The 23,349-nt window shown below is 55.7% G+C and carries 17 protein-coding genes, 1 riboswitch and 1 other annotated feature; of the genes, 14 read left to right on the top strand and 3 right to left on the bottom strand.

Going from position 1 to position 23,349, the window contains the following annotated elements; genetic code table 11:
- Positions 1–240 precede the first annotated feature (240 nt).
- The 5 genes from ACLGL1_RS01740 (at position 241) to ACLGL1_RS01720 (ending at position 7,121) form a co-directional block, all read left to right on the top strand.
- Entirely contained in the window at positions 241–2,880 is a 2,640-nt protein-coding gene (locus ACLGL1_RS01740; RefSeq protein WP_411007070.1) for an S-layer homology domain-containing protein, read from the top strand.
- A 178-nt stretch (positions 2,881–3,058) separates the two neighbouring features.
- Positions 3,059–3,298, top strand: a binding site (T-box leader).
- A gap of 58 nt (positions 3,299–3,356) precedes the next feature.
- On the top strand, positions 3,357–4,451 hold the full coding sequence (locus ACLGL1_RS01735) for an iron-containing alcohol dehydrogenase family protein (protein WP_411007069.1): 1,095 nt from the start codon (positions 3,357–3,359) through the stop codon (positions 4,449–4,451).
- Between the two features lie 2 nt (positions 4,452–4,453).
- A complete protein-coding gene (locus tag ACLGL1_RS01730; protein ID WP_411007068.1) occupies positions 4,454–5,467 on the top strand; it encodes an ABC transporter substrate-binding protein in 1,014 nt (337 codons plus the stop codon).
- Positions 5,468–5,476: 9 nt separating this feature from the next.
- The gene (locus tag ACLGL1_RS01725) at positions 5,477–6,382 is read left to right on the top strand and encodes an ABC transporter permease (protein ID WP_411007067.1); all 906 of its coding nucleotides are present in this window, start codon (positions 5,477–5,479) and stop codon (positions 6,380–6,382) included.
- A complete protein-coding gene (locus tag ACLGL1_RS01720; protein ID WP_411007066.1) occupies positions 6,366–7,121 on the top strand; it encodes an ABC transporter ATP-binding protein in 756 nt (251 codons plus the stop codon). The genes ACLGL1_RS01725 and ACLGL1_RS01720 overlap by 17 nt, the downstream gene beginning before the upstream one ends.
- Positions 7,122–7,192: 71 nt before the next feature.
- Here the strand turns inward: ACLGL1_RS01720 and ACLGL1_RS01715 are convergent, their stop codons facing one another.
- The 3 genes from ACLGL1_RS01715 to ACLGL1_RS01705 are packed head-to-tail and all read right to left on the bottom strand — an operon-like array spanning position 7,193 to position 10,266.
- Positions 7,193–8,899 (bottom strand): hypothetical protein, encoded by a 1,707-nt coding sequence (locus ACLGL1_RS01715; RefSeq protein ID WP_411007065.1) that lies wholly within the window; start codon positions 8,897–8,899, stop codon positions 7,193–7,195.
- Positions 8,900–8,903: 4 nt separating this feature from the next.
- Positions 8,904–9,710, bottom strand: coding sequence for a 16S rRNA (adenine(1518)-N(6)/adenine(1519)-N(6))-dimethyltransferase RsmA (gene rsmA / locus ACLGL1_RS01710; protein ID WP_411007064.1), 807 nt, complete (start codon positions 9,708–9,710; stop codon positions 8,904–8,906).
- 13 nt (positions 9,711–9,723) lie between these two features.
- A complete protein-coding gene (locus ACLGL1_RS01705) occupies positions 9,724–10,266 on the bottom strand; it encodes a toprim domain-containing protein (RefSeq protein ID WP_411007063.1) in 543 nt (180 codons plus the stop codon).
- 321 nt (positions 10,267–10,587) lie between these two features.
- Between ACLGL1_RS01705 and ACLGL1_RS01700 the strand changes: the two genes are divergently transcribed.
- The 9 genes from ACLGL1_RS01700 (at position 10,588) to ACLGL1_RS01660 (ending at position 23,286) form a co-directional block, all read left to right on the top strand.
- Positions 10,588–11,913 (top strand): dihydrolipoyl dehydrogenase family protein, encoded by a 1,326-nt coding sequence (locus ACLGL1_RS01700; protein ID WP_411007062.1) that lies wholly within the window; start codon positions 10,588–10,590, stop codon positions 11,911–11,913.
- The gene (gene murB, locus ACLGL1_RS01695) at positions 11,910–12,851 is read left to right on the top strand and encodes a UDP-N-acetylmuramate dehydrogenase (protein ID WP_411007061.1); all 942 of its coding nucleotides are present in this window, start codon (positions 11,910–11,912) and stop codon (positions 12,849–12,851) included. Before ACLGL1_RS01700 ends, murB begins: the two co-directional genes overlap by 4 nt.
- A 69-nt stretch (positions 12,852–12,920) precedes the next feature.
- Positions 12,921–13,020: riboswitch (SAM riboswitch) on the top strand.
- 90 nt (positions 13,021–13,110) lie between these two features.
- Positions 13,111–14,403 carry an O-acetylhomoserine aminocarboxypropyltransferase/cysteine synthase family protein gene (locus ACLGL1_RS01690; RefSeq protein ID WP_411007060.1) on the top strand — a complete coding sequence of 431 codons (1,293 nt, stop codon included), beginning with the start codon at positions 13,111–13,113 and terminating at the stop codon, positions 14,401–14,403.
- A 30-nt stretch (positions 14,404–14,433) separates the two neighbouring features.
- Positions 14,434–15,381 carry a homoserine O-succinyltransferase gene (gene metA / locus ACLGL1_RS01685; RefSeq protein ID WP_411007059.1) on the top strand — a complete coding sequence of 316 codons (948 nt, stop codon included), beginning with the start codon at positions 14,434–14,436 and terminating at the stop codon, positions 15,379–15,381.
- Positions 15,382–15,386: 5 nt separating this feature from the next.
- On the top strand, positions 15,387–16,412 hold the full coding sequence (locus ACLGL1_RS01680; protein ID WP_411007058.1) for a methionine ABC transporter ATP-binding protein: 1,026 nt from the start codon (positions 15,387–15,389) through the stop codon (positions 16,410–16,412).
- Entirely contained in the window at positions 16,405–17,076 is a 672-nt protein-coding gene (locus ACLGL1_RS01675; protein WP_408977016.1) for a methionine ABC transporter permease, read from the top strand. The genes ACLGL1_RS01680 and ACLGL1_RS01675 overlap by 8 nt, the downstream gene beginning before the upstream one ends.
- A 77-nt stretch (positions 17,077–17,153) precedes the next feature.
- Positions 17,154–18,044 carry a MetQ/NlpA family ABC transporter substrate-binding protein gene (locus tag ACLGL1_RS01670; RefSeq protein ID WP_411007057.1) on the top strand — a complete coding sequence of 297 codons (891 nt, stop codon included), beginning with the start codon at positions 17,154–17,156 and terminating at the stop codon, positions 18,042–18,044.
- Complete coding sequence (locus ACLGL1_RS01665; RefSeq protein ID WP_411007056.1) at positions 18,031–18,168, top strand: hypothetical protein; 138 nt, start codon at positions 18,031–18,033, stop codon at positions 18,166–18,168. Before ACLGL1_RS01670 ends, ACLGL1_RS01665 begins: the two co-directional genes overlap by 14 nt.
- Positions 18,169–18,336: 168 nt before the next feature.
- On the top strand, positions 18,337–23,286 hold the full coding sequence (locus ACLGL1_RS01660) for a stalk domain-containing protein (protein ID WP_411007055.1): 4,950 nt from the start codon (positions 18,337–18,339) through the stop codon (positions 23,284–23,286).
- Positions 23,287–23,349 lie beyond the last annotated feature (63 nt).

Below are 23,349 nucleotides of genomic sequence, written 5' to 3'. Positions count from 1 at the left end.
AATAAAGGGTCTGCTTTTTCTGTAATGACCAGCGGTACAAAAAAGGGGACTCTTGTCTTAGAGGATTGTATTATTCAAAATTGTCAAAACGACAATCCAAATACCTTTTATCACCCTGCCATTACTGCAATTGATGGAGCTCTTACACTCACTAACACAACTTTTTCAAATAATATGAACGCAACAGCCTATGATAAAAGTAAATATAACGGCGTCCAATCCCTAGCTGGGGCCATTTATATGCAGGGGACGGCAAGCCTGGCCATGACCGGCGGTTCTTTTGAGGGCAACCGCTGTCAAAAATACGGTGGGGCGATTTATTCGAGCTCTGACTGCCAAGTGACGCTTACAGGGGTATCCTTTAAGAATAACTCAGCCAAGGAAATCGGCGGGGCTATCTTTGCCTATGGCCCGGTTACCATGGAGGCCTGTACCTTTGAAGGGAACCAGGCCAGAAGCGGCGGTGCCCTTGGTGGTATGGCAGAGAAGGTAGAGGCTAAGCAGTCAACCTTTACCGGTAATCAGGCAAAATACGGCGGGGCCCTGATTAAATATGGTGGCGAGCTCGCCCTTGATACCTGCCAATTCAACGCTAACGTATCTAAGCAAGGGGCTAGCATTTACGCACAAGGTGGTACGGCCGGGACCCTCCAGGCTTGCAACTTTGATGGCAACCTGGCTTTCGAAAAAGGCAGTGGGATTTATCTAAAAGAGGGTACCTTTACCATCGCCAATTCTACTTTTTCAAATAATGGCGAAATGACAGAGGGCGATCAAACCTACACTTGCCAGCAGGGCGGGGCCATTTATTATGACGAGGGCAAGGTTACGCTTACAGAAACTGATTTCAAGGATAATGTTGTTGCTAAAAGCGGTGGTGCCATCTTCTCTAATGGTAACGAGGCAGAAACAAGCATAGAGGGCGGGTCTTTTATTGGAAATGCTGCCAAGGGCGAGGAGAGTTCCAGCGGGGCTATTTGTATTTATAACCAACCTGTCTCTATAAAAAATGTCAACTTTGCGAACAATAGGGCTGATTACGGAGGGGCAGGGTGTATTGGCTTTACCGAAGCCCTTACCCTTGAAAACTCTACCTTTACAAAAAATGCCGCCTCAAGGGATGCTGGTGCCCTGGAGTTAAGCTGGGCGAAAGGCGCCCTTTCAAATACCGATTTTGAAGATAACTTTGCTCTTTCTAAGGGGGCCGGCCTCTTTATTGATGCCTGTGACCTAACCCTTACCAACACGCATTTTATAGGTAATGGGAAAGAAGGGAACCAAATCGCTCAAAAAGGCGGTGCTGTTTACAGCACTTTTCTTCCTAAGGTGATGCGCTTATCTCTACCGCCTGCGAATGAGGACAGCGAAGACGAAGATGGTGAAGCCTTTGACTATGGGGCTGCCGATTTTTCCAACCATCTTACCTTTAAGCAGTGCAGCTTTAAGCAAAATATTGCTCATGAGGGTGGTGGGCTCTTCCTCCATGATGCAGATGCAACCCTTGTTGAGGCGATTATAGACGATAATATGGCTATGACTTCTGGTGGCGGCATCTACTTATCAGAAGCCAAGGCAGCCATTCAAAAGTCGATCCTGACAAATAATGGTCAGTTAAAATTAGCCGATGGCGTCAAGCGAACAGCCTTTGGTGGGGCCATTTTTACTGACGACTTCGACTACCATAACCCGGCGAGTAAGGAAAAATACCAGAATCTAAAGATTGACAATAAAACGATATTTAAGAATAATAGGGCCGTCTTCTTATGGGAACCGCCGGAAAATTACGCGGATTTTGCTCATCTCACTTTTAAGTCGACTTCGCTAACAGGCCAGAAGAACCCCCATGACAAGACGCAACCCATCTTGAAAAACGACGCCCTGCTGAACAACTATGACGTCAACTATAAGCATCCGGATGACAATTCTTATTACCTGGTCAACTACCGGTTTCTAGCTAAGGAAGAGGGGCAGGCCCTGCCTGAAGCGGTTAGCCGGCTGCTCCCCGAGCCGACGGAAGACATGATCGGTGCCCTTATTATTCCGCCGGTCCTAGACCGGACCAGTGTCCAAACCAGTGATGGAACCTGGACCTTTACCGGTTGGGAACCCATTAAGGGAACCGTTCAGAAAGATACAGGCCTGACCTTTACGGGGACCTGGACCTTGAAAAAAGACCGCCGGCCAGGCGGCGGGGCCACGGTGACTACGCCGCCTAAACTCAATACTGAAGACCACCATGCCTATATGGTGGGCTACCCGGACCAGACCTTTGGGCCCAACCGGTCCATGAGCCGGGCAGAAGTGGCCACCATGTTTACCCGGCTCCTAAAAGACCGACCGGATAAGACCAAGACCTATCCATCTGACTTGACGGATATTGACACCACCGCCTGGTATGCCAACCCAGTCGGTTATGCGGCCCGGGAAGCCATTATCAAGGGCTACCCGGATGGGACCTTCCGACCGGATGCCCCCATTAGTCGGGCAGAGTTTGCTGCTATTGCTAGCCGCTTTGCCGGCTTAAAAGATGGCCCGGCCCCGGCCTTTACCGACTTGTCCCCTGATCACTGGGCCTATGAGAGCATCCGCCTGGCGGCCGGTCATGGTTGGATTGCCGGCTATCCGGATAATACCTTCCGGCCTGACCAGCCGATCAGCCGGGCAGAAGTTATTACTATAACCAACCGGGTCTTAAACCGGCAGGGCGACCAGGACTGGCTCAACCGCCACCAGGACGCCTTTACCCCCTTTAGCGACATGACCCAAGAGGACTGGTACTACACCACCATCATGGAAGCCGTCCTCGGTCATGACTATAAGCGGCTGGAAGATGGCAAGGGTGAACGCTGGCTCAAGCTCAATGACAAGACCTTTATTTAAGCAGACCATTGCTCTAGACAGATATATTTGGCGCTACGCAGGAATGAGCGTGGCGCCTTTTATTTTTGCTGGCATATATCTTTCCACAGCGGTCTGGTTTCTTTCCTTGATGATTTCCCCAAAAAAACCTTGACAAGTCTTTTCCTTGTCGGTAGAATAAGTTTAAATTAAGCATCAAAGCAAACCGATGATCAAGAAGAGTAGCCGATCAACCGAGCTTTCAGAGAGTTGCCGATGGTGGGATGGCAGCAGTGACGGGGTTGTGTGAATGGGCTTGAGAGGGTGGTGGCAAAAATAAGAGTAGCCGCTGACGGAGTGTCCACCGTTATCAGGGACAGGCATATGATGGTATGCTGATTGAGTGGGTCTTTTGACCAAGCCGGGTGGTACCGCAGAAGCGTTCGCTTTTGTCCCAGTGGGGGACAGGGGCGTATTTTTTTTGCCTTGAATAGGCTGTGGGTGAAAGGATGAAGAAGATGCACGAGCAAGTTACTTTTTCAAATTACAGTATCGGCGAGGCGGTGTATGAAGATGTCGTCAACCTTTGCCGACCGGTTGGCCAGCGGATTGCCCTTATTGTTGGCGATCATGGCTTTCCGGCTTTAAAAGATAAACTTATGCCGGTTTTAGATGAGGCCGGCTTTATAACAGGAGACCCCATTCACTATGGTGGCATGGCCTCCCATGAGGCAGTTGACCGCTTAGCCGGCCTGGAAGCGGTCCGGCAAGCGGATATGATCTTCGGCATTGGTGGGGGTCATGTTCTGGATACGGCCAAGTGCCTGGCCGACCGCCTGGCCAAGCCGGTCTTCACCTTTCCGACCATTGCCTCTAACTGCGCAGCGGCTACGGCGGTATCCATTATGTACCACCCGGATGGGCGGGTCGCTGGGCCGGCCTTTCTCAAAGAGGCTCCCAGGCACGTCTTTATCGATGAGGAGGTCCTTTTACAGGCTCCGCGGATTTACATCTACGCCGGCATTGGCGATACCTATGCCAAGTACTACGAAGTGACCATTAATTGCCGGCAGGAGGCCCTGAACTTCCCCCTTAGCCTGGGAGAGCACATCAGCGGGGCCTGTGCTTCAGCCATGCAGGCCCATGCCGTAGGGGCCATGCAGGCAGTCGATGAAGGCCGGCTGAACGATGACTTTAGACAAACGGCCCTGACCATCCTGATTACGACAGCGATGGTCTCGATCCTGGTGACCCTGGACCACAGCCCGGATTATAACTCCGGCCTGGCCCATGCCATCTACTACGCCCTGACCGGGGTCAAGGACTTTGACCATGAGGCCCATCCCCATGGGGAAGTGGTCGGCTTCGGGGTGACCGTCCTCCTCCTGGTAGACCGATGGCGGGAGGCCTACCAGGACGTGATGGCCTTGAACAAGGCCCTGGGCTACCCGGTGGTACCGGAGGACCTGGGCCTGACCATGGCAGATATCCGGGCCATTTATCCGGCTATCCTCCAAGCCTCGGATATCCGCCACAATCCCTACCCGATAACTGAAGACATGCTGGATGCGGCCTTTGCCGCCTTATACGATGAAAAGAGAGAGGAAAAATAACCATGAAAACCTTTAAAAAATTAACAGCTGCCCTGTCCCTCTTAGCCCTAACCCTTAGCCTGACTGCCTGTGGTGGCGGTGGCGGAGATAGCTCTTCTGCTGCAGCTCCGGCCGGAGACCAGGGTGATAAGCACTACAAGGTTGGGATTATCCAGTTGGTGGAAAATGGGGCCTTTGACGATATGAAAAAGGGCTTCAAGGCTGAAATGGAAAAAGAATACGGGGCCGGCAACGTTGAATTCGTTGAAAAATCCGCCCAGGGGGATGCCTCCAACATGAACACCATTGCCCAGGAAATGGCCGACGGCTCTTACGACCTGGTCGCCACCATTGCAACCCCGGCCAGCCAGGCCTATGTCAACCAAAAGTCTGACACCCCCCAGGTCTTTATCGCTGTCTCTCAGCCGGTCAAGGCCGGGCTCTTAGCCAGCATGGAAAAACCGGATAAGAACGCCACCGGGACCCAAAACCCCATTCCTGTTGAGGGAATCTTCAACCTGGCCAAAGAATTAAAACCGGAAATTGAAACCGTCGGTATTTTATACAGCGCCAATGAAGTCAACTCCAATGCCACCGCTAAAGACGCCAAGGCCCAGCTGGAAAAAATGGGCTTAAAGGCTGTTGAACGGACCGTTTCTAACTCGAGTGAAGTAAAGCAAACCGCTGATTCCATGGCTGCCGAAGTGGATGCCATCTTCGTGCCCAACGATAGCCTCATCCAAGATGCCATTGCTCTCGTCGTCGATGCCACCACTGCCCATAAGATTCCTATCTTAGGGAGTTCCAAGGTCATGGTCGATGCCGGCGCCCTCTTGTCTGTTGCCATTGATGACGTCGACACCGGGGCCCAAAGCGCCCGCCTGGCTATTGAAATCTTAAATGGTAAAGCCGTTGCCGATGTCCCGGCCATTGCCATTGCCGGTGACATGGTTGACATCAACATGGCCACTGCAGAAAAATTAGGCATCACTGTACCGCAGGATGTCCAGGATAAAGCCCATTCCTTAGTGAAGTAGGAGGAATTCATGTCATTACTTGTCGGTTCCATTGAGTTGGGCATTATCTATGCCCTACTCGTTTTGGGGATCTATATCAGCTTCCGCATTTTAGATGTACCGGATTTAACGGCGGATGGCAGCTTTACCTTCGGGATGGCTGTCATGGCCATGAGCGTAACCGCCGGCCACCCCTACCTGGGGGTCTTCATCTCCTTGGGGGCCGGGGCCCTGGCCGGTCTGGTGACCGCCCTCTTGCAAACCCAAATGAAAATCCAGCCGATCCTGGCCGGGATTTTAACCATGACGGGCCTGTATTCCATTAACCTCATGGTCATGAAGGGGACCAGTAACGTAGCCCTCCTGGATACACCGACCCTCTTTTCCGCCTTTAGCCAGGTCATTAGCCATGAAGTCACCCGGAAGGTCCTTTACTCCGCCCTGATTGTCCTGGTGGTCATCATCCTTCTGGATATTTTCTTCAAGACTAACTTTGGCCTATGCATACGGGCCATTGGGGACAATGAAAAGATGGCCCGGGCCTCTTCCATGAATGTGAATATGTACAAGATCACCGCCTTCATGATTTCCAACGCCCTCATCGGCCTGTCCGGCGGGCTCATCGCCTGTGACCAGGGCTTTGCCGATATGAACAGCGGGGTTGGGATGCTGGTTGTCGGCCTGGCGGCGGTCATTATCGGGGAAGCGGTCGTCCGCAAAAGAGGCGTCTTCTTCGGCCTGGTCAGCTGCCTGGTCGGGAGTATTGCCTACCGGATTATCCTGGCCATTGCCATAAAAAGCGACTTCTTCCCGGCCTATGCCATGAAGCTCATCTCCGCCGTCGTGGTGGTTCTGGCCCTGGCCCTGCCGGCTTGGCAGAACTACCGGGCCAATCAGAAGTTACGGAAAGGAGACCCCCATGCTGGTATTGAATGATATATACAAGTCCTTTCCGAAGGCAGACGGCAACCCCGTCCAGGTCTTACGGGGCCTGGACCTGACCGTCGAAACCGGTGAGTTTGTTACCGTCCTGGGGAATAACGGGGCCGGGAAGTCGACCCTCTTCAATATCATCGGTGGCGCCCTCTGGCCCAACCGGGGGAAGATTACCCTCAATGACCGGGATATCACCTTCCTGCCCGAACATAAGCGGTCCCACTTCATTGGCCGGGTCTTTCAAAACCCCCAGATGGGGACTGCCCCCAACCTGACGGTGGCAGAAAACCTGGCCCTGGCCTATGGCCGGCAAAACCGGAAACTCTTTAACCGGGCCATTACCAAGGACCTCCGGCGGATTTTTGCCGAAAAGCTCAGTGAGGCCGGTATGGGCCTGGAAGATAAGCTGGATAACCGGATGAATGAATTATCCGGCGGTCAGAGCCAGGTGGTGGCCCTCATTATGAGTACCCTCCGCCCGCCCCAGCTCCTGCTCCTGGACGAGCACACCGCCGCCCTGGACCCCCAAATTGCCAAAGACGTCCTGGACTTTACCTGCCGGCTAGCTGAGCGGGACAAACTGACGGTCATTATGATCACCCATAACCTCCAGGATGCTATTGATATCGGCGACCGGCTCATTATGCTGGACAAGGGGAAGATCGCCCATATCTTCGCTGCTGAAGAAAAGAAGACCCTGGTCCCCGATGACCTCCGCAAGCTCTACCATATCCCTTAAACAGCAAAGCGCCTCCCAAAAGGAAGGCGCTTTTTTTATAACCGGGCGAAGCCGGAAGGTTTGTGGTCAAACTAATTCAAAAGGTTGCCCCTGGCCTGCTCAGCGGCCAGGCGGAGGGCCTGGCGCAACTGGCCGGTTAGGTCTTCAGCCAGGTGTCGGGCCGGTTCTGCTTGAGAGGCGGTGGCATAGACCTGGGCCTGGAGCCGGCGGCCGCCGGGGTCAGCGGCCAGGCTGATGTGGCTGCCCCCGGGAAAAACATACTGGAGCAAGGGGGTTGGAGCCAGCCAGAAGGTCCCTCGGCGGTAGTCCAGGACCAGGCGGACGGGCCGGCCGAAAACCTCCTGGGCCGGCATATCGGCCAGGGCGGCTAGGGTCCGGTCGCTCAGGTCCCTGGGGAGGGCCATGGCCGGTTCATAGTCGAAGTGGCGGTCTGTCCAGTAGCCATAGTGGGCGTAGAGGAGGTCCAGCTGGTCCACCAGGGTTCGTCCGAAGGCCTTTAGCCGCCGGGCAACCAGGGCCAGGGCAACTGCTGCAAAGACAGCATCCCCTTCCCGGTTTAAGTTGCCGCCGACCAGGGCCCCATCGTCATAGGCCAGGAAGAGCTTGCCGCCATCGGCGACGATTTCCCTGCAGCCCCGGCCTACTTCGGCCAGGCCCCGGGGGAGGTCCCGGACCTGGAAGCGCCGGCTGAGGGCCAGCCGTTTAGGAAAGGGGGACCCTTTCAGGGGGGCTAAGATAACGCCGTTGGTCGGCTGGGGGAGGATCTGGGGCAGTTGGTCAATGAGGAGGGCGGCGATTTGCGCTGGGGTCAGGAGGACATAGTCGCCCTTGTGGCGGACGGCGCAGCCAATCCGACGGGCCGGCGGATCGCTGGCCAAGATCAGGTCTGTGCCCATGACATAGCCCAACCGACAGGCCTCTTCCAGGGCCTGGGCATCGCTGGGGTTGGGCCGGGTCAGGTCGGGAAAGGACCCATCCGGCGGGGCCTGACCTTCCACTTCCCGGAAGTCGTTAAAGCCGCATTCGGCCAGGGCGTCGGGAATAAAGTTGCCCCCGGCCCCGTGTAGGGCTGTATAAATAATCGAGAGGGGGCCGTCGTCCTTTTGCCGGTCCTTGAGGAGTCCTTCACCATAGAGAAGGTCGGCCAGGTAGAGGTCCCCCATGTGGGGGTCGACGACCTGCATTTGACCGGCCCGGTCGGTGGGGGTCAAGTCGGCCATGGGCTTGGGGTCCTGGCCATTTAGGAAGGTTTGGTAGCGGTTGGCCAGGTCTTCATCGTCCTGGGCACTCAAGGGGGCCCCCTGGGCGGTGTAGCAGGTGACCCCGTTCCAGTCGGCCGGGGCCGCGTCAGCACCGATGTAAATCCCGGCATCGGCCCGGGCATAGCGGATGGCCCAGGATAAGACCGAGGCCGGGATGGGGTCCTGCCAAATAGCCACATGGTGGCCATAGGCGCAGAGCTGGCGGGCAATGGTTTCTATGAAGGCATCGGTGTGGAGCCGGACCTCCCCACCTAAAATAAGGAGCCCCTTGTCGATGCCCTTGTCTATTAGCTGGCTGGCCATGGTGGCGGCCAGCCAGCGGGCGGTCCGGTCATTCATGTGGGCCGGGCCGTCTCCCAGCTGGCCAATCAACCGGCCGCCCTTTAAGGTCAGGGGTTCCCCAAAGGCCCGTAAAAAGGCTTCTTTGTTATCGGCCAGCCGGTAGAGCCGGCGTCTCTCCTGCATGGAGAGGGAGTCATCAGACAACCAGCGTTGGAAACGATCATCGGCGCGCATCAAATCATCCTTTCTCTTTGGGGTAGAGGGCCTGGCTGAGCTGGGCAAATTCGTTGACGGATAGGGTTTCGGCCCGGCGGGTCGGGTCGATGGCGCAGGCCTCCAGGGCCCGGTCCAGCCGGTCGGCGGCCAGGCCGGTGGCCTTGAGGCTATTGCGGAGGGTCTTCCGCCGCTGGGAAAAGGCGGCCCGGACCGTTTGACGAAAGGCGGTGGGGTCGGTGGGGATGTCAGGGACCCGCCGCTTGAGCCGGACCACCGTAGAATCCACTTCCGGCGCCGGGGTAAAGGCCTTCCGGCCGACCTGGAGGGCCAGGTCAACCTGACAGCGGTACTGGACCGCCACCGTCACGGCCCCGTAGCTTTTGTTGCCCGGCCGGGCGGCCAGGCGGTCAGCGACCTCCTTTTGGACCATAAAAATCATATCTTCAGCCCCCCGGTTCTCTTCGACAGCCTGCATGAGGAGGGGGGTGGTTATGTAATAGGGTAAGTTGGCCACAATGGCGTATTGGGGGGCGCCCAGGTCGGCCATGTAGGCGTCAAAATGGATTTTGCCGGCATCGGCAAAGGCCAGGTGGACATTGTCACAGCCGGCCAGGTTGGCTTCCAAGAGGGGGGCCAGGTCCCGGTCAATTTCCAGGGCAGCGACCAGGGGAAAGCGCTTGGCCAGGGCCCGGGTCAGGGCCCCGGCGCCGGCGCCGATTTCTAGGACGGCCGGGCCCGGCGGGCAGAGGCGGGCGATTTTATCCAATAAGGCCGGATCAGTGAGGAAGTTTTGGCCGAACTTTTTCTTATGGCGGAAAGAGCGTTGCATCAAGGCTGCCTCCTTAGTCTTTAGGGTGTAAATAGCTGAGGGCCTGGGCCGGGGTCAGGTCCAAGGCGTTTAAGTAGGACGCCAGCCGGGGGGCCGGTGCCTGGGGCAGGCCCAGGGCTGTGGTGAGGGCCCGGCGGTTCTGGGCCCCGGCCGGGCCACCGCCAAAGCCGGCCTGGATGAGCTGGCTTAGGGTATCGGCCGGCGGGGCCTGACGCTGCCGGCAGCCGGCTGCCAATAGGGCCTCCCGGATGGCGGCCGGGTCGGCAAACTGGATGCCCAGCCGGCCCCGGGGTCCCCGGCAGGCCTTGGTCGGTAACTGGGCTTGGAGGGCCGTGGGATAGACGGCGGTGATCCTGGCCCGGAGCCGGTCACCGGGGCTATCTGGGTCCGTTAAAATGACCAGGCCCCCGTGGGCAGCAAAGGGGGCCCAGGCAGCCAGGTCAGCCCGGAGCCCGTTCAAGCCCCGGGTTTTAAAAACAAGGGCAGAGACAGCCCGCAAAACAGCCTGCTGGTCCCGGTCTCCTTCAACAATGATGCTTTCTCTTATGTATAGCATAGGCCCTCCCCTCTCCAGTATAGCTATTGGGGGCTTTCTCTTCAACGGCAGGGACAAAAAAAGACCCGCAAGGGTCTTTATGGCAGTAGGCAGTATCTGTCGGCATAGTAGATGGATGACAGCGGTTCTTGCCATACTGCTAGTTTATAGCATAGCTAATAATTGGCGAAAAAGAAAGGGTAAAAGTGCAAATGGTCTATTGAATTCATCAATAGGTCTTATCTTTTTCGCCGGCCCCTGTCCACTAGGTCCTTTTATTGGCCTGGCGGTCATGCTACAATAGGTTATAGTCTATATATTCGAACAAAAGGAGGCAGGACAATGCGTTATGATGTCGTCATTATCGGTGGCGGCCCGGGCGGGTACGATTGTGCCCTGGACCTGGCAGCCGGCGGAAAAAAAGTAGCCCTTGTTGAAAAAAGTGGTTTAGGGGGCACTTGCCTGCAGCGGGGCTGCGTACCGACCAAAACCTTGCTCCATGAAGCGGCCAAGGGCATTAAAGATGCCGCTGCCTTAAATAGTCGCAAATCAGCTGTGACAGCCCAGCAGGAAAAGGGCATTGCCGGTCTTTTAAAAAGGGCCAAGGTCGATGTCTTTGAGGACCGGGCCCGCCTCCTGGCTGGCCCCCAAGTGGCCCTGGAAAATGGCGAAAGCCTGGATGCCGAAAGGGTCATCCTGGCTGTGGGGGCCAAGCCCCGCCGTCTGCCCATTCCCGGCGCCGACCTGCCCGGGGTGGTGACCTCTGATGAAATGTTGGTCGTCGATGACCAAATTCCCGCCCGACTGGTCATTATCGGCGGTGGGGTCATCGGGGTGGAAATGGCTGCCCTCTACCGGACCCTGGGAACGGAAGTCACCGTCCTGGAAGCCCTGCCCCAGTTACTCAACAATATGGATAAGGAAATCGGCCGGAGCCTGGCCGCTCAATTTAAACAAATGGGGATTAAGGCCGTTACCGGGGCCGGGGTCCAGGCCATTGAAGCCGCTGACGGGGCCCTGGCGGTGACCTACGAAGCCAAGGGAAAGAGCGAAACCATACCGGCTGATAAGGTCCTGATGGCAGCCGGTCGTCAGCCGGCTACCGATGACCTCTTTGCCGAAGACTACCGGCCGGATATGGACCGGGGCTTTGTCCTGGTTGATGAAGGCTACGCCTCCAGCCTGGCCAATGTCTACGCCATCGGCGATGTCATCGGCGGGATCCAGCTGGCCCACAAGGCCAGCGCAGATGGCCGCGCCCTGGCTGCCCGCCTCCTCGGTGAAGAAGCCCGGCCGGTGGACCACATTCCTGCCTGTGTCTATACCCAGCCTGAAATTGCTACTCTTGGTTTGGATGAAGGCCAGGCCAAGGAAGCCGGCTATAGCCCGGTGGTCGGCAAGGCGGTCATGGGGGGCAATGCCAAGACCGTCATTGACGAACTCCCCCGGAGCTTCATTAAGCTGGTCTTCAACAAGGAGGACGGCGTCCTGCTCGGGGCCCAGCTCTATTGCGGCCGGGCCAGTGACCTGGTCACCGCCTGCGCCTTTGCCCTCCGGGCGGGGCTGACAGCCAAGGATATTGCAACGACTGTCCTACCCCATCCCAGCTACGGGGAAGCCTTTATTGATGCCGCCCGGGCCGCCTTGGCCAATATGAAAGGACGATGAAGAGATTGGCAATTGCGTGTCAAGAACCCTTTCCCCTACCGGCTGACCAGTGGCGGGCAGATGAGCCCATGGCCAAGCACACCACCTTTCAAATCGGCGGTCCGGCAGACCTCATGGCCTGGCCTGAGAGCCCGGCAGACCTGGCCCTGGCCTTAACCTGGGCGGATAAAGAGGATTTACCGGTCTTTATCCTGGGCCTGGGGTCTAACCTCCTGGTCAGCGACCGGGGCATGGATGGCCTGGTCATTAATATGGCCCGGTTCAACCAGGTCAGCTGGCCGGAGCCAAGCCTCTGCCTGGCCGCCGCAGGGGTCCCTTTAGCGGAAGTGAGCCAGGCGGCCCAAGCCAAGGGGATGACCGGCCTGGAATTTGCCTGTGGCATTCCCGGCAGCCTGGGGGGTGCCGTCTTTATGAATGCCGGCGCCTATGACGGGGAAATGCGGGATGTCATTGAATGGGTTGAGGTCATGGATGGCCAGGGGCAGGTTCGCCGCCTGACCAATGCAGAAATGGCCTTTGCCTACCGGCACAGCCGGCTCAAGGAAGAGCCCCTGTATTGCCTGGCCGCCGCCCTCCGACTCCAGCCCGGAGACCCGGCGGATATTGCCCTCAGGATGGCCGAGCTCACCCACAAGAGGGAGAGTCGCCAGCCCCTGGATATGCCCTCTGCCGGCAGCGTCTTTAAGCGGCCCCCCGGCCACTTCGCCGGCCCTCTTATTATCGAAAGCGGCCTCCAGGGCTACACCCTCGGCGGGGCCCAGGTGTCCATGAAACACGCCGGCTTTATCGTCAATGTCGGCGGGGCCACTGCCCAGGACGTTTTGGACCTCATTGGCCATATCCAGCAGGTGGTCGCTGAAAAAACCGGCATTGCCCTGGAAACAGAGGTCCGGCCGGTCGGTCGTCCCATGGATGGAGAACCATCAACAAAAAAATAAAAAATCTCCCCTTAGCCCTTTACAGGGGTAAGCATATCTGATATAATCCGTGTCAATCTCGAATGAGATCATTTATCAAGAGTGGTGGAGGGAACGGCCCTGTGAAACCCGGCAACAGCCTTCGGGCAATGTGCTAAATCCGACAGACGAACCGTCTGGGAGATAAGTGGAGAGAAAAAAGACAAGCCATTTCACCTCCCTAGGTGAAGTGGCTTTTTTTCTACCGACATCCGGCTCCCGGTATAAAGGAGGAACCCTTATGACAAATGATGAATTACGCCAGCTCGCCTCTGAAACCCAATGCGTGCAGGCAGGCTATATCCCCGGTAACCATGACGCCCGGATTATGCCGATTGTCCAATCAACGACCTACAAGTTTGATACAGCAGAAGACCTGGGGGATACCTTTGACCTAAAGGTGGACACCCCCATGTACACCCGCCTGGGCAATCCCAGCCTATCCTGGGTAGAGGAAAAGGTCGCCGTTTTAGAGGGCGGGGTTGCGGCCCTGTCCACCTCCAGCGGCCAAGCGGCCAATTTTTTTGCTGTGGCCAATATAGCCAAGGCCGGCGACCATGTCCTGGCCATGAGTAACCTCTACGGGGGGACCCATACCCTTTTCGGGTCCCAGCTGAAAAAGTTCGGCATTGAAGTGGAATTTGTAGAACCCGGCCTCTCCTTAGAGGAATTGAAAGGTCACCTGCGGCCTGAAACCCGCTGTATTTTTTCGGAAATGATCGGCAACCCGGCCCTGGATGTCCTGGACCTGGAAAAGGTTGCAGCCCTGGCTGAAGCCGGTGATGTCCCCCTCATTGTGGACAACACCTTCCCGTCCCCGGTCCTCTGCAACCCCTTGAACTGGGGGGCCCACATTGTGACCCACAGTGCCACCAAGTACTTAGACGGCCATGCCACCTCAGTTGGCGGCTTTGTCGTTGACGGCGGCAATTTCAACTGGAAGAATGGCAAGTACCCTGAACTCACCGAACCGGACCAAGACTACCACGGTATTGTCTATACCGACCAGTTTGGCCCGGCCGCCTATATCGCCAAGATGCGGGCCGGCCTCCTCCGGGACTTCGGGTCCACCATGAGCCCCTTTAATGCCTTCTTAATTAATGTGGGGATTGAAACCCTCCACCTGAGAATGCAGCGGCACAGTGAAAATGCCCTGGCCATTGCAGAGCACTTGGCTAACCACCCGGATGTGGCCTGGGTCAACTACCCCGGCTTAAAGGACAACCCCAACTATGCCCTGGCCCAAAAATACCTGCCCAAGGGCCAGTCCGGTGTCGTTTCCTTTGGGCCCAAGGGCGGCGTCGAACGGGCCCGCCAGGTCATCAACCAGGCCAAACTCATTACCCTGGTCACCCATGTAGGTGACCTCCACAGCCATATGATTCACCCGGCTTCCACCACCCACCGCCAGCTCAACGAAGCAGACCTGAAAAAAGCCGGTGTAGCCCCGGACCTCATCCGCTTAAATGTGGGGATTGAGGCCGTGGAAGATATTATTGCCGATATTGACCAAGCCCTAGCCGCCAGTCGCTAAGGGCCCGATAGACTAGAAGGAGATGGAGCTGTGCCGGTTATCATACCCAAGTCGCTTCCCGCAGCGGAAGCCCTGGCTGAAGAATACATTCAAGTTATGCATGAGTCCCGGGCCCTGCGCCAGGATATCCGGCCCCTGCGGATTGCCCTCTTAAACCTCATGCCCCTTAAAATTGTAACCGAAACCCAGTTCCTGCGTCTGATTGGGAATACCCCTCTCCAGGTGGATGTTGACCTCCTGATGGTTTCCCACCATAAGAGTAAAAACACCCCGGAAAAGCACCTGTTTAAGTTTTACAAACGCTTTGAAGAAGTTCGCGACAAGCGCTACGACGGCCTCATCATCACCGGGGCCCCGGTGGAAATGATGCCCTTTGAATCCGTCAGCTACTGGCAGGAACTGACCGAGATCTTCGACTGGGCCAATAGCAATGTCTATTCCACCGTCTTTATTTGCTGGGCGGCCCAGGCGGCCCTCTACCATTATTATGGTATCCCCAAGGTCCTCCTGCCGGAAAAACTCTTTGGCGTCTACCGCCACCGGCTCATCCGCAACCGGGATATCACCCGGGGCTTTGATGATGAATTTGAGGCCCCCCATTCCCGGCACACCACCAACCGGCCGGCAGATATTGTCGGCGAGAAGGACCTCAAGGTCCTGGCCCAGTCCGACGAGGCAGGCGTCCTGCTTTCCTCGACATTGGACCAAAGGCACTACTTCATTGCCGGCCACCTGGAGTATGACCCCCTGACCCTCAAGGGTGAATACGACCGGGACCTGGCCAAGGGCCTGGCCAATGTCCCCCTGCCAAAAAATTATTTTCCCGGGGATGACCCCGGTCTGGCCCCGGTGGTCACCTGGCGGAGCCATGCCAACCTGCTCTTTTCCAACTGGCTCAACCATATTGTTTACGCCCATACCCCCTATGATTTATCCCGTTTGCGGCCCCGTCACGGTCTTGAGCGGGAAAAGGAGTGATTTGATTGGCAGCTTCTGATTCGGACGCGCTTATCCGCCTATATGATTTATCCAAGTCCTTTCGCCTGAAAGGAACCACCATTACCGCCCTGGAAAACATCAACCTTACCATCCATGAGGGGGAAATCTTCGGCATTATCGGCATGAGCGGGGCTGGCAAGTCGACTCTGGTCCGGTGTATTAACTTCTTAGAGCGGCCCAGCGCCGGCGGCGTTATCTTTGACGGGCAAGACCTGGGGACCCTGTCCCCATCGGCCCTCCGCCAGGTCCGCCGGCAGATGGGGATGATTTTTCAGCAGTTCAACCTGCTCATGCAGCGGACTGCCCTGCAAAATGTTTGCTTTCCCCTGGAAATTGCCGGCATTACCGGCCAGGAAGCTAAAAAAAGAGGGCTGGAACTTTTAGAAATTGTCGGTCTCAGTGAAAGGGCCAACGCCTACCCGGCCCAGCTTTCCGGGGGGCAAAAGCAGCGGGTGGCCATCGCCCGGGCCCTGGCCTCTGACCCCAAGGTCCTCCTCTGCGATGAAGCCACCTCCGCCCTGGACCCGGAAACCACTGATGCCATCCTGAACCTCTTGAAGGACTTATCCAAGCGGATGGGCCTGACGGTCATTGTTATCACCCATGAGATGCGGGTGGTCGAAGAAATCTGCTCCCGGGTGGCCGTCATTGCCGACCACCAGATCGCAGAAGTAGGGACGGTGAAAGAGGTCTTTACCCAGCCCAAGACAGAGGCGGCCCGCCGCCTGGTCTACCGGGTAGAGGGCGACCCTATCAACTTCAAAAAAACCGAAGGCACCCAGCTCCGGATTACCTTTGAAGGGGGAGACGCCTTCGAGCCGATTTTAGCAGAACTCATCCTGGAAACCCGGGAGCCGGTCAATATTCTCCACGCCGATACCCGGACCATTGACGATTGTATTTACGGGCAAATGGTCATCCAGCTGCCACCCCGGTCAGATGTCTACCGGGTCAGTGAGTACCTCCGGGGCCAAGGGGTAGCTGTAGAGGAGGTGGCCGCCCATGTTTGATGCTCAATACATTCAAATGCTCTGGGACAACACCCTGATCACCATCGGGGTCACCCTGGCCACCACCCTCATTTCCTACCTGATCGGTATCCCCCTGGGCGTATTCCTGATCACCAGTGCCAGAGATGGGATCCACCCCCTGCCGGCCCTCAATTGGCTGGTCGGCGGCCTGGTGAATGTCCTCCGGTCAGTCCCCTTCCTGATTCTCTTTATCGCCATCACCCCCCTGACTCGGGCCGTGGTCCAAACCACCATAGGCCCCAAGGCCATGACCTTCGGCCTGGTCGTCAGCGCCGCCCCCTTTGTGGCCCGGCTCGTTGAACAGAGCCTCCTGGAAGTGGATGCCGGCGTCATTGAAGCGGCCCAGTCCATGGGGGCCTCCAATGGCCAGATTGTCCGCAAGGTCCTCCTGGTGGAGGCTGTGCCCTCCTTGATTACCGGGTCCCTGGTGGCGGCCACGACCATCTTAGGCTACTCTGCCATGGCCGGCTTTGTCGGCGGCGGCGGTTTGGGGGATGTGGCCATCAAGTACGGTTACTACCGCTATGAAAATGTCACCATGATCATTACTGTGGTCATCCTGGTCCTCCTGGTCCAGGCCATCCAAAGCATTGGCATGCGGATTGTTAAGAAGAGCGACAAAAGGAGTAAGGAGTCTGCTTAATCCCGGCCCAACCGGGGTATCAGATATAAAAAGTTGTTGTGCAAAATACTTGTGCAAAAATAAGGAGGAAAAAAAACATGTCTTTTAAGAAAACCCTAACCAGTCTTTTAGTTGCGGCTCTGGCCGTAGGTAGCCTCGCCGCCTGCGGCGCCCAAGACCCGGCCACCAGTGAAGCCGGCTCTGCCCCGGCTGCCTCTAGCGATGATAAGGTCATCACCATCGGTGCGACCCCGGCGCCTCACAAGGAAATCTTAGATGCCCTGGCACCGGAATTTGAAAAAGAAGGCTACACCCTGAAAATCCAGGAATTCACCGACTATGTCCTGCCTAACAAGGCCTTAAGCGACGGTGAAATTGACGCCAACTTCTTCCAACATAAGCCCTTCCTGGATGACTTCAACAAGGAAAACAAAACCGATCTTAAAGATGTCGTTTTCGTTCACTACGAACCCATGGCCATCTTCCCCGGTAAAGTCACTACCCTGGATGCCTTAAAAGAAGGCGACAAGATTGCCGTCCCCAACGACACCTCCAACGAAGCCCGGGCCCTTCTCCTGCTTCAGGAAAATGGTTTAATCACCCTGAAAGAAGGGGCCGGCCTGACCGCTACCGTGCGCGATATCCAAGACAACCCCAAGAAACTGGAAATTGTCGAAATGGAAGCCGCCCAAATCCCCCGGGCCCTGCCGGACGTGGCCCTGGCTGTCATCAATGGGAACTTCGCCATCGCTTCCGACATTGACTTCGCCGGCAACCTGGCTGTAGAAGACCCCAACTCCATCGCCGCCAAGGCCTATGCCAATGTCGTAGCCGTCCGGGCTGCAGATGCTGACAGCGACAAGACCAAGGTCCTGGTCAAGGTCTTAAGCTCCGATGCCGCTAAGAAACTCATCAACGACAAGTACCAAGGCACCGTCATCCCGGTCAACACCGCCGATGTCCAAGCCTACTTTGATGAAGCTAAATAAGTGGTCTATTAAAGAAAACCGCCCCCATCCGGTCCTCCTCGAGGACCGGATGGGGGCTTTTTTGTTGGCCCGGCAGCAGGGGGAAGGCCTGGAAGAGGGGGCCGGGCAGGGGGTTTCCCGCTAGCGAAAAAAGGTAAAATAAAGGGGCAAAAATCCCTTGCATATATATATATATATATATATATAATTGTTCTAGGCTTATTTTCAGAATCATGCAAAAGGGGGGGATAAGCGTCCGGTAAGGACAGCAGGCAGCTATTTTGTGCAAAGAATAAAAAAAGGAGGCATATCTATGCAAGTTAAAGGGAAGAAGGTTCTCTCCCTCCTCTTGGCCCTGGCCCTCTTGGTCAGTGTCATCCCGGTCCGGGCCCAGGCCGCCCCGACCGGTGGCGAGGAAGACGGAACCTATACGACCAGCTACACATCCAAGGATGGCCACGTCAAGGTGGCCTCCAGCCTGACCCCGGTGGCAGGGGAGCTTAATAAGTTCCATGTCAAGCGGGTCATCACCGGCCAAGGCTACCCCAAAAAACGGGAAGTGGTCTTTGCCATTGATACATCCAACCCCATGTTTGAAGACGCCCCGGGCTATGAGGGCATCGGCTATGTCAACGCCTACCTGACCTATGTCAAGGACGCCATCGGCCAGGCCCTGGACTTTGACAACCGGGCCAAGGACGGCGCCTACTTTAAGGACCTGGATGTCTTTGTTATGACCTATAACAACCAGGCTAATGTCTTTACAGCAAGGATTTCCGGTAAGACCAAAAAACAGACAACCGCTGAGCTGAAGACGGCCTTTGACCTGGTGGAAAATGAGGCTGCGGATAAAAAGGCAAAAATTCCGGAAAAACATATTGCCTATCCGACCAGCTTGAACATGCATAACAACATCTCCCATGCCATCCAGAAGGGCCGGAAAATTTTAACGGACCCCGGCCTTTCTTCGGTCCTGGCCGATAAGCACCTGGTCCTGGTGACCGCCAGCGTATCTGACCAGGGGGTCCACCCCAGTGGTGGCGAGAGCCTGTTGAAGAACCTGGAAAAAGCAGGGGTCCAGCTGGATGATGTGGTTGAAACAAACCCTGTCACCAGCGAGCCGGAAATCAAGGTCGTGGATAAAGCCAAGCCCATGGATATCTACACCTTTGCTGATAGAGAGTATACGCTCAAGTCGGGGATAACCGATACCCGCTTTCTAAATATTTCCATGTATTTCGCTGGGGAAGAACTGAAGGCCAAATACCCCAATGGCATCAACCTCAATATGGCCAAGGTCATCCAATCAGAAGCCAATATTGCAGCGGCCAAGGGGATTACCATCCACGCCATTGGCCTGGAGACAGCTGCCAATCAGAATAACGCAGAATATCAAAACTACCTGGCCCAGGCCAACAGCAATACCCCGGCCAAGCCGACCAGCATTACAGACTATAGCGACATCGCCGGCTTAAGAGACCAGATCAAGGCCATCTTAGACGCTGACGCCACCGGGGTCACCAACCCCCTCAAGGACGGGCAACTCACTGAAAAAATCAGACCGGGCTTCCAGGTCGTGCCGGGATCTGTCAAGGTCACCGGGGGTACAGCCGGTACAGACTACACCCTGACCACCGACCTGACCAAGTATGACGGTAAGCGGCAGACCAACATTGACCTCAACTTTGGCAAACTGCCCCAGGCAGGGGAGACCTACCAGTTGACCCTGGAATATGACCTGGTGGCCGATGACAACCTGGTCAAGGGCAGCGTCATCAAAGATAAAAAGGGCTACTCCATCTCCAACTATGCCCTGAAATACACCAACCCCTCCACCAACCTGGAGGAGAAAGACCAAAATGAAAAACCCCTTTACGCCAACCCGACCATTTTGGAACTGACCAAAAAACTGGTCGACCAGGCCAATAGCGAGGTTACGCAAAATCCGGATGGCCATGACTATGTCTTCCAGGTCACATCCGGCGACTTTAGTAAGACCTATAAGGTCGATGCTGGCCAAACCGTCAAAACCACCCTCCGGGACCCTGAAATCCTCACAGAAGTTACGACTGTGCCGGCCGGGGACTATACAATTTCTGAAAACCTGGTCACCAAGGCAGGCCAACCCTTAACCTACCAGACCGGGGACAAGAAGGGCCAGCCCATCAAGGCAGAATCCCTCTATGAAATCACCTATACCCACCCCTACCAGGATGACGATGGGGTGCCTCAGGTCCAAAAACTGAACGGCGGGGCCTTTGCCCTCACGCCCACCACAGGGGTCTACCCCATTACCGGCCAGAACAAGTACGCCAATATCGGCCGGTTAACCATTGACCTCTCCATGCTGGACCTCCAGGGCCAGGAGATTGGCCAGTCCACCAAGACCTTCCAGGTCAAAGTGGAAGGGAAAAATAAGGACCGGACCGTCTACCCCTACATCAAATCGGGGGCAGCTGAGCCCGAACCCTCAACCTTTGACCTGTCCCTCAACAAACCGGTGACCCTGGACAAGCTCCCCTTAGGGACCTATACCATCACCCTGATTGATCCGGCTACCGGTCAAGGCTTTGACTTAACCAACCCGGCCCCGGTTACCTTTACGCTTAGTAATTTTGAACAAACAGCCACAGCTCAAGCCAAGGTGGCCAGCCGGACCTATGAAGTAACCAAGCTCTGGGGCCAGGATGCCAAACCGGCAACCTTCCCGACCATCAACCTTCAGGTTTATGGGCAAGTCAGTGAGGGTGACAAGGCCCTCCTAGCCCAGGCAGACGGCACGACGGAAGTTGCCTTTGCAGCCACCGGCCATGGAGACCAGACCGGTAAGGCCATCTTCACCGGGCCCAAGGTAGACAATAATGGGGCTTTCTACACCTACAGCTTCAAGGAAGTCGGCGAAACAAATGGCCAGGTCAGCCTGGCCGGCAAGACCTATACCGTTAGCTACGATACGGCTAAGCAAACCATCACCAATAGCCGGGTCCCTGAGACCTATAGCCTGGCCATTGATGCTAAGGGCGGGAAAGTCGAAGGCTTAACCCCAGCCAATGCCGCAGATGGCAAGTACAAGGAAAAAACGAAAATCTCCTTTACCGTCGCCCCGCCGGCAAGTAAGGCCGTTGCCACCGTTAAGGCCAATGATACGTCCTTGACGCCTTCAAACGGGACCTATACCTTTACCATCACAAAAGATACCACCATTGCCATTGACTACAAAGACGCCCCGGCTCAAGAAAATCATACGGTAACCCTTCCCGCTGACGGGAACCTTACCATTGAAAATCCCCCAGCTGATGGCAAGTACCCGGACGGCAAGGAGATCTCCTTTAAGGTGAACCCGCCGGAAGGGAAGGAAGTCGATACAGTCAAGGCAAATGACCGGGTTCTTACCCCGGATAATGATGGGACCTACCATGTCACCATTACTGAAGATACAAAAATCACCGTGACCTATAAGGATAAGGAAAGCAATCCGCCGGCCCAAGATAAATTTAAGGTAACGGTTAAACCTGAAAAAGCAGTGACCATCGAAGGGGCCACAGCTGACAACACCTATGCCAAAGACAGCCAGATTACCTTTACTCTGAATAAGGCACCGGCAGGGAAAGAAGTGGACAAGGTTCAAGTCAATGGCACAGATGTAAGTGGTCAAGACGATAAGTACAGCTTTAAGCTGGTCAAGAATTCCACCATCACCGTGACCTACAAGGATAAGGAAAGCAATCCGCCGGCCCAAGATAAATTTAAGGTAACGGTTAAACCTGAAAAAGCAGTGACCATCGAAGGGGCCACAGCTGACAACACCTATGCCAAAGACAGCCAGATTACCTTTACCCTGAATAAGGCACCGGAAGGGAAAGAAGTGGACAAGGTTCAAGTCAATGGCAAGGACTCAAAAGCTCAAAACGGTAAGTACAGCTTTAAGCTGGTCAAGAATTCCACCATCACCGTGACCTATAAGGATAAGGGAAGCAACCCGCTGGCCCAAGATAAATTTAAGGTAACGGTTAAACCTGAAAAAGCAGTGACCATCGAAGGGGCCACAGCTGACAACACCTATGCCAAAGACAGCCAGATCACCTTTACCCTGAATAAGGCACCGGAAGGCAAGGAAGTGGACAAGGTTCAAGTCAATGGCACAGAGGTAAGTGGTCAAGACGGTAAGTACAGCTTTAAGCTGGTCAAGGACTCCACCATCACGGTCACCTACAAGGATAAGGATACCGGATCTTCAACCGGGTCTACCGGCTCTACCGGCGGAGTAACGATTACAACCGATAAGCCTAAAGATGACTCCGACAAGGATAAGCCGGGTAAGGGCGATTCGTCTGCCGGCAAGGGAGAAAAACCGAATGACGGGACCAAGGTCACGGACGCAATTTACACCTTAAAGATTGGGTCCAAGGACTACACCCTGTCGAGCCAAGGTAAGACCTCCCAGGGCCGGATGGATGTGGCCCCGATTATTTCCAATGGTCGGACCATGCTGCCTGTCCGCTTTGTCGGTGAAGTACTGGGGGCAGATGTGACCTGGGATAATGCCAGCCGGACAGCCAGCTTTACCAAGGATGGCATCACCGCTGTGGTGCCTGCTGACGGGACCCAGATTGTCATCTCCGGCGGCACAGTTGTGGATATGGATGCCAAGCCGCTGAATATTGACGGCCGGCTCCTCCTGCCCTTGACCAATATTTCTAAAATATTTGACCTGAAACAAGGGGATATCAAGGACGGTATTGCCCAAGACATTGAATGGGATGGAGAAAATCAGCTGGTTGTCATTAGAAGCAAACAGGCCTATAAAGAGCCTGCCCCTGCCCCGACGGTCGAAAAGACCAGCTATACCCTGACCATCGGGTCCAAGACCTATGCCCTGTTGGCCAACGGCGAAGCCTCTCAAAAGCAGATGGATGTGGCGCCGGTCATCTCCAATGGCCGGACCATGCTGCCGGTCCGCTTTGTGGCTGAAGTCCTGGGGGCAGATGTGACCTGGGATGAGGCCAGCCGGACGGCCAGCTTCAGTAAGGACGGGTTAACAGCCGTTGTACCCGCTGACGGGACCCAGATTGTTCTCTCCAATGGCAAGCTTGTGGATATGGACGCTAAGCCGCTGAATATTGACGGCCGTATCCTCCTGCCCCTGACCAATATCTCCCAAATTTTCAACCTCCAGCAGGGGGATATCAACGATGGGATTGACCAGGACATTGAATGGGATGGTCAAAATAAGGTTGTTGTGATCAATTGTTTTAAAAAATAGGCAGGCTGTTTCGCTTGCCGCCAGCAGCTGGTAACCCTAGCCGCCTAAAAAAGAATAGAGCCG

The sequence above is a fragment of the Peptococcus simiae genome (assembly GCF_046569735.1).
GTDB lineage: Bacteria > Bacillota > Peptococcia > Peptococcales > Peptococcaceae > Peptococcus > Peptococcus simiae_A.
Note: the sequence above shows the minus strand (reverse complement) of the source record. Positions and strands in the feature narration are given on the sequence as shown.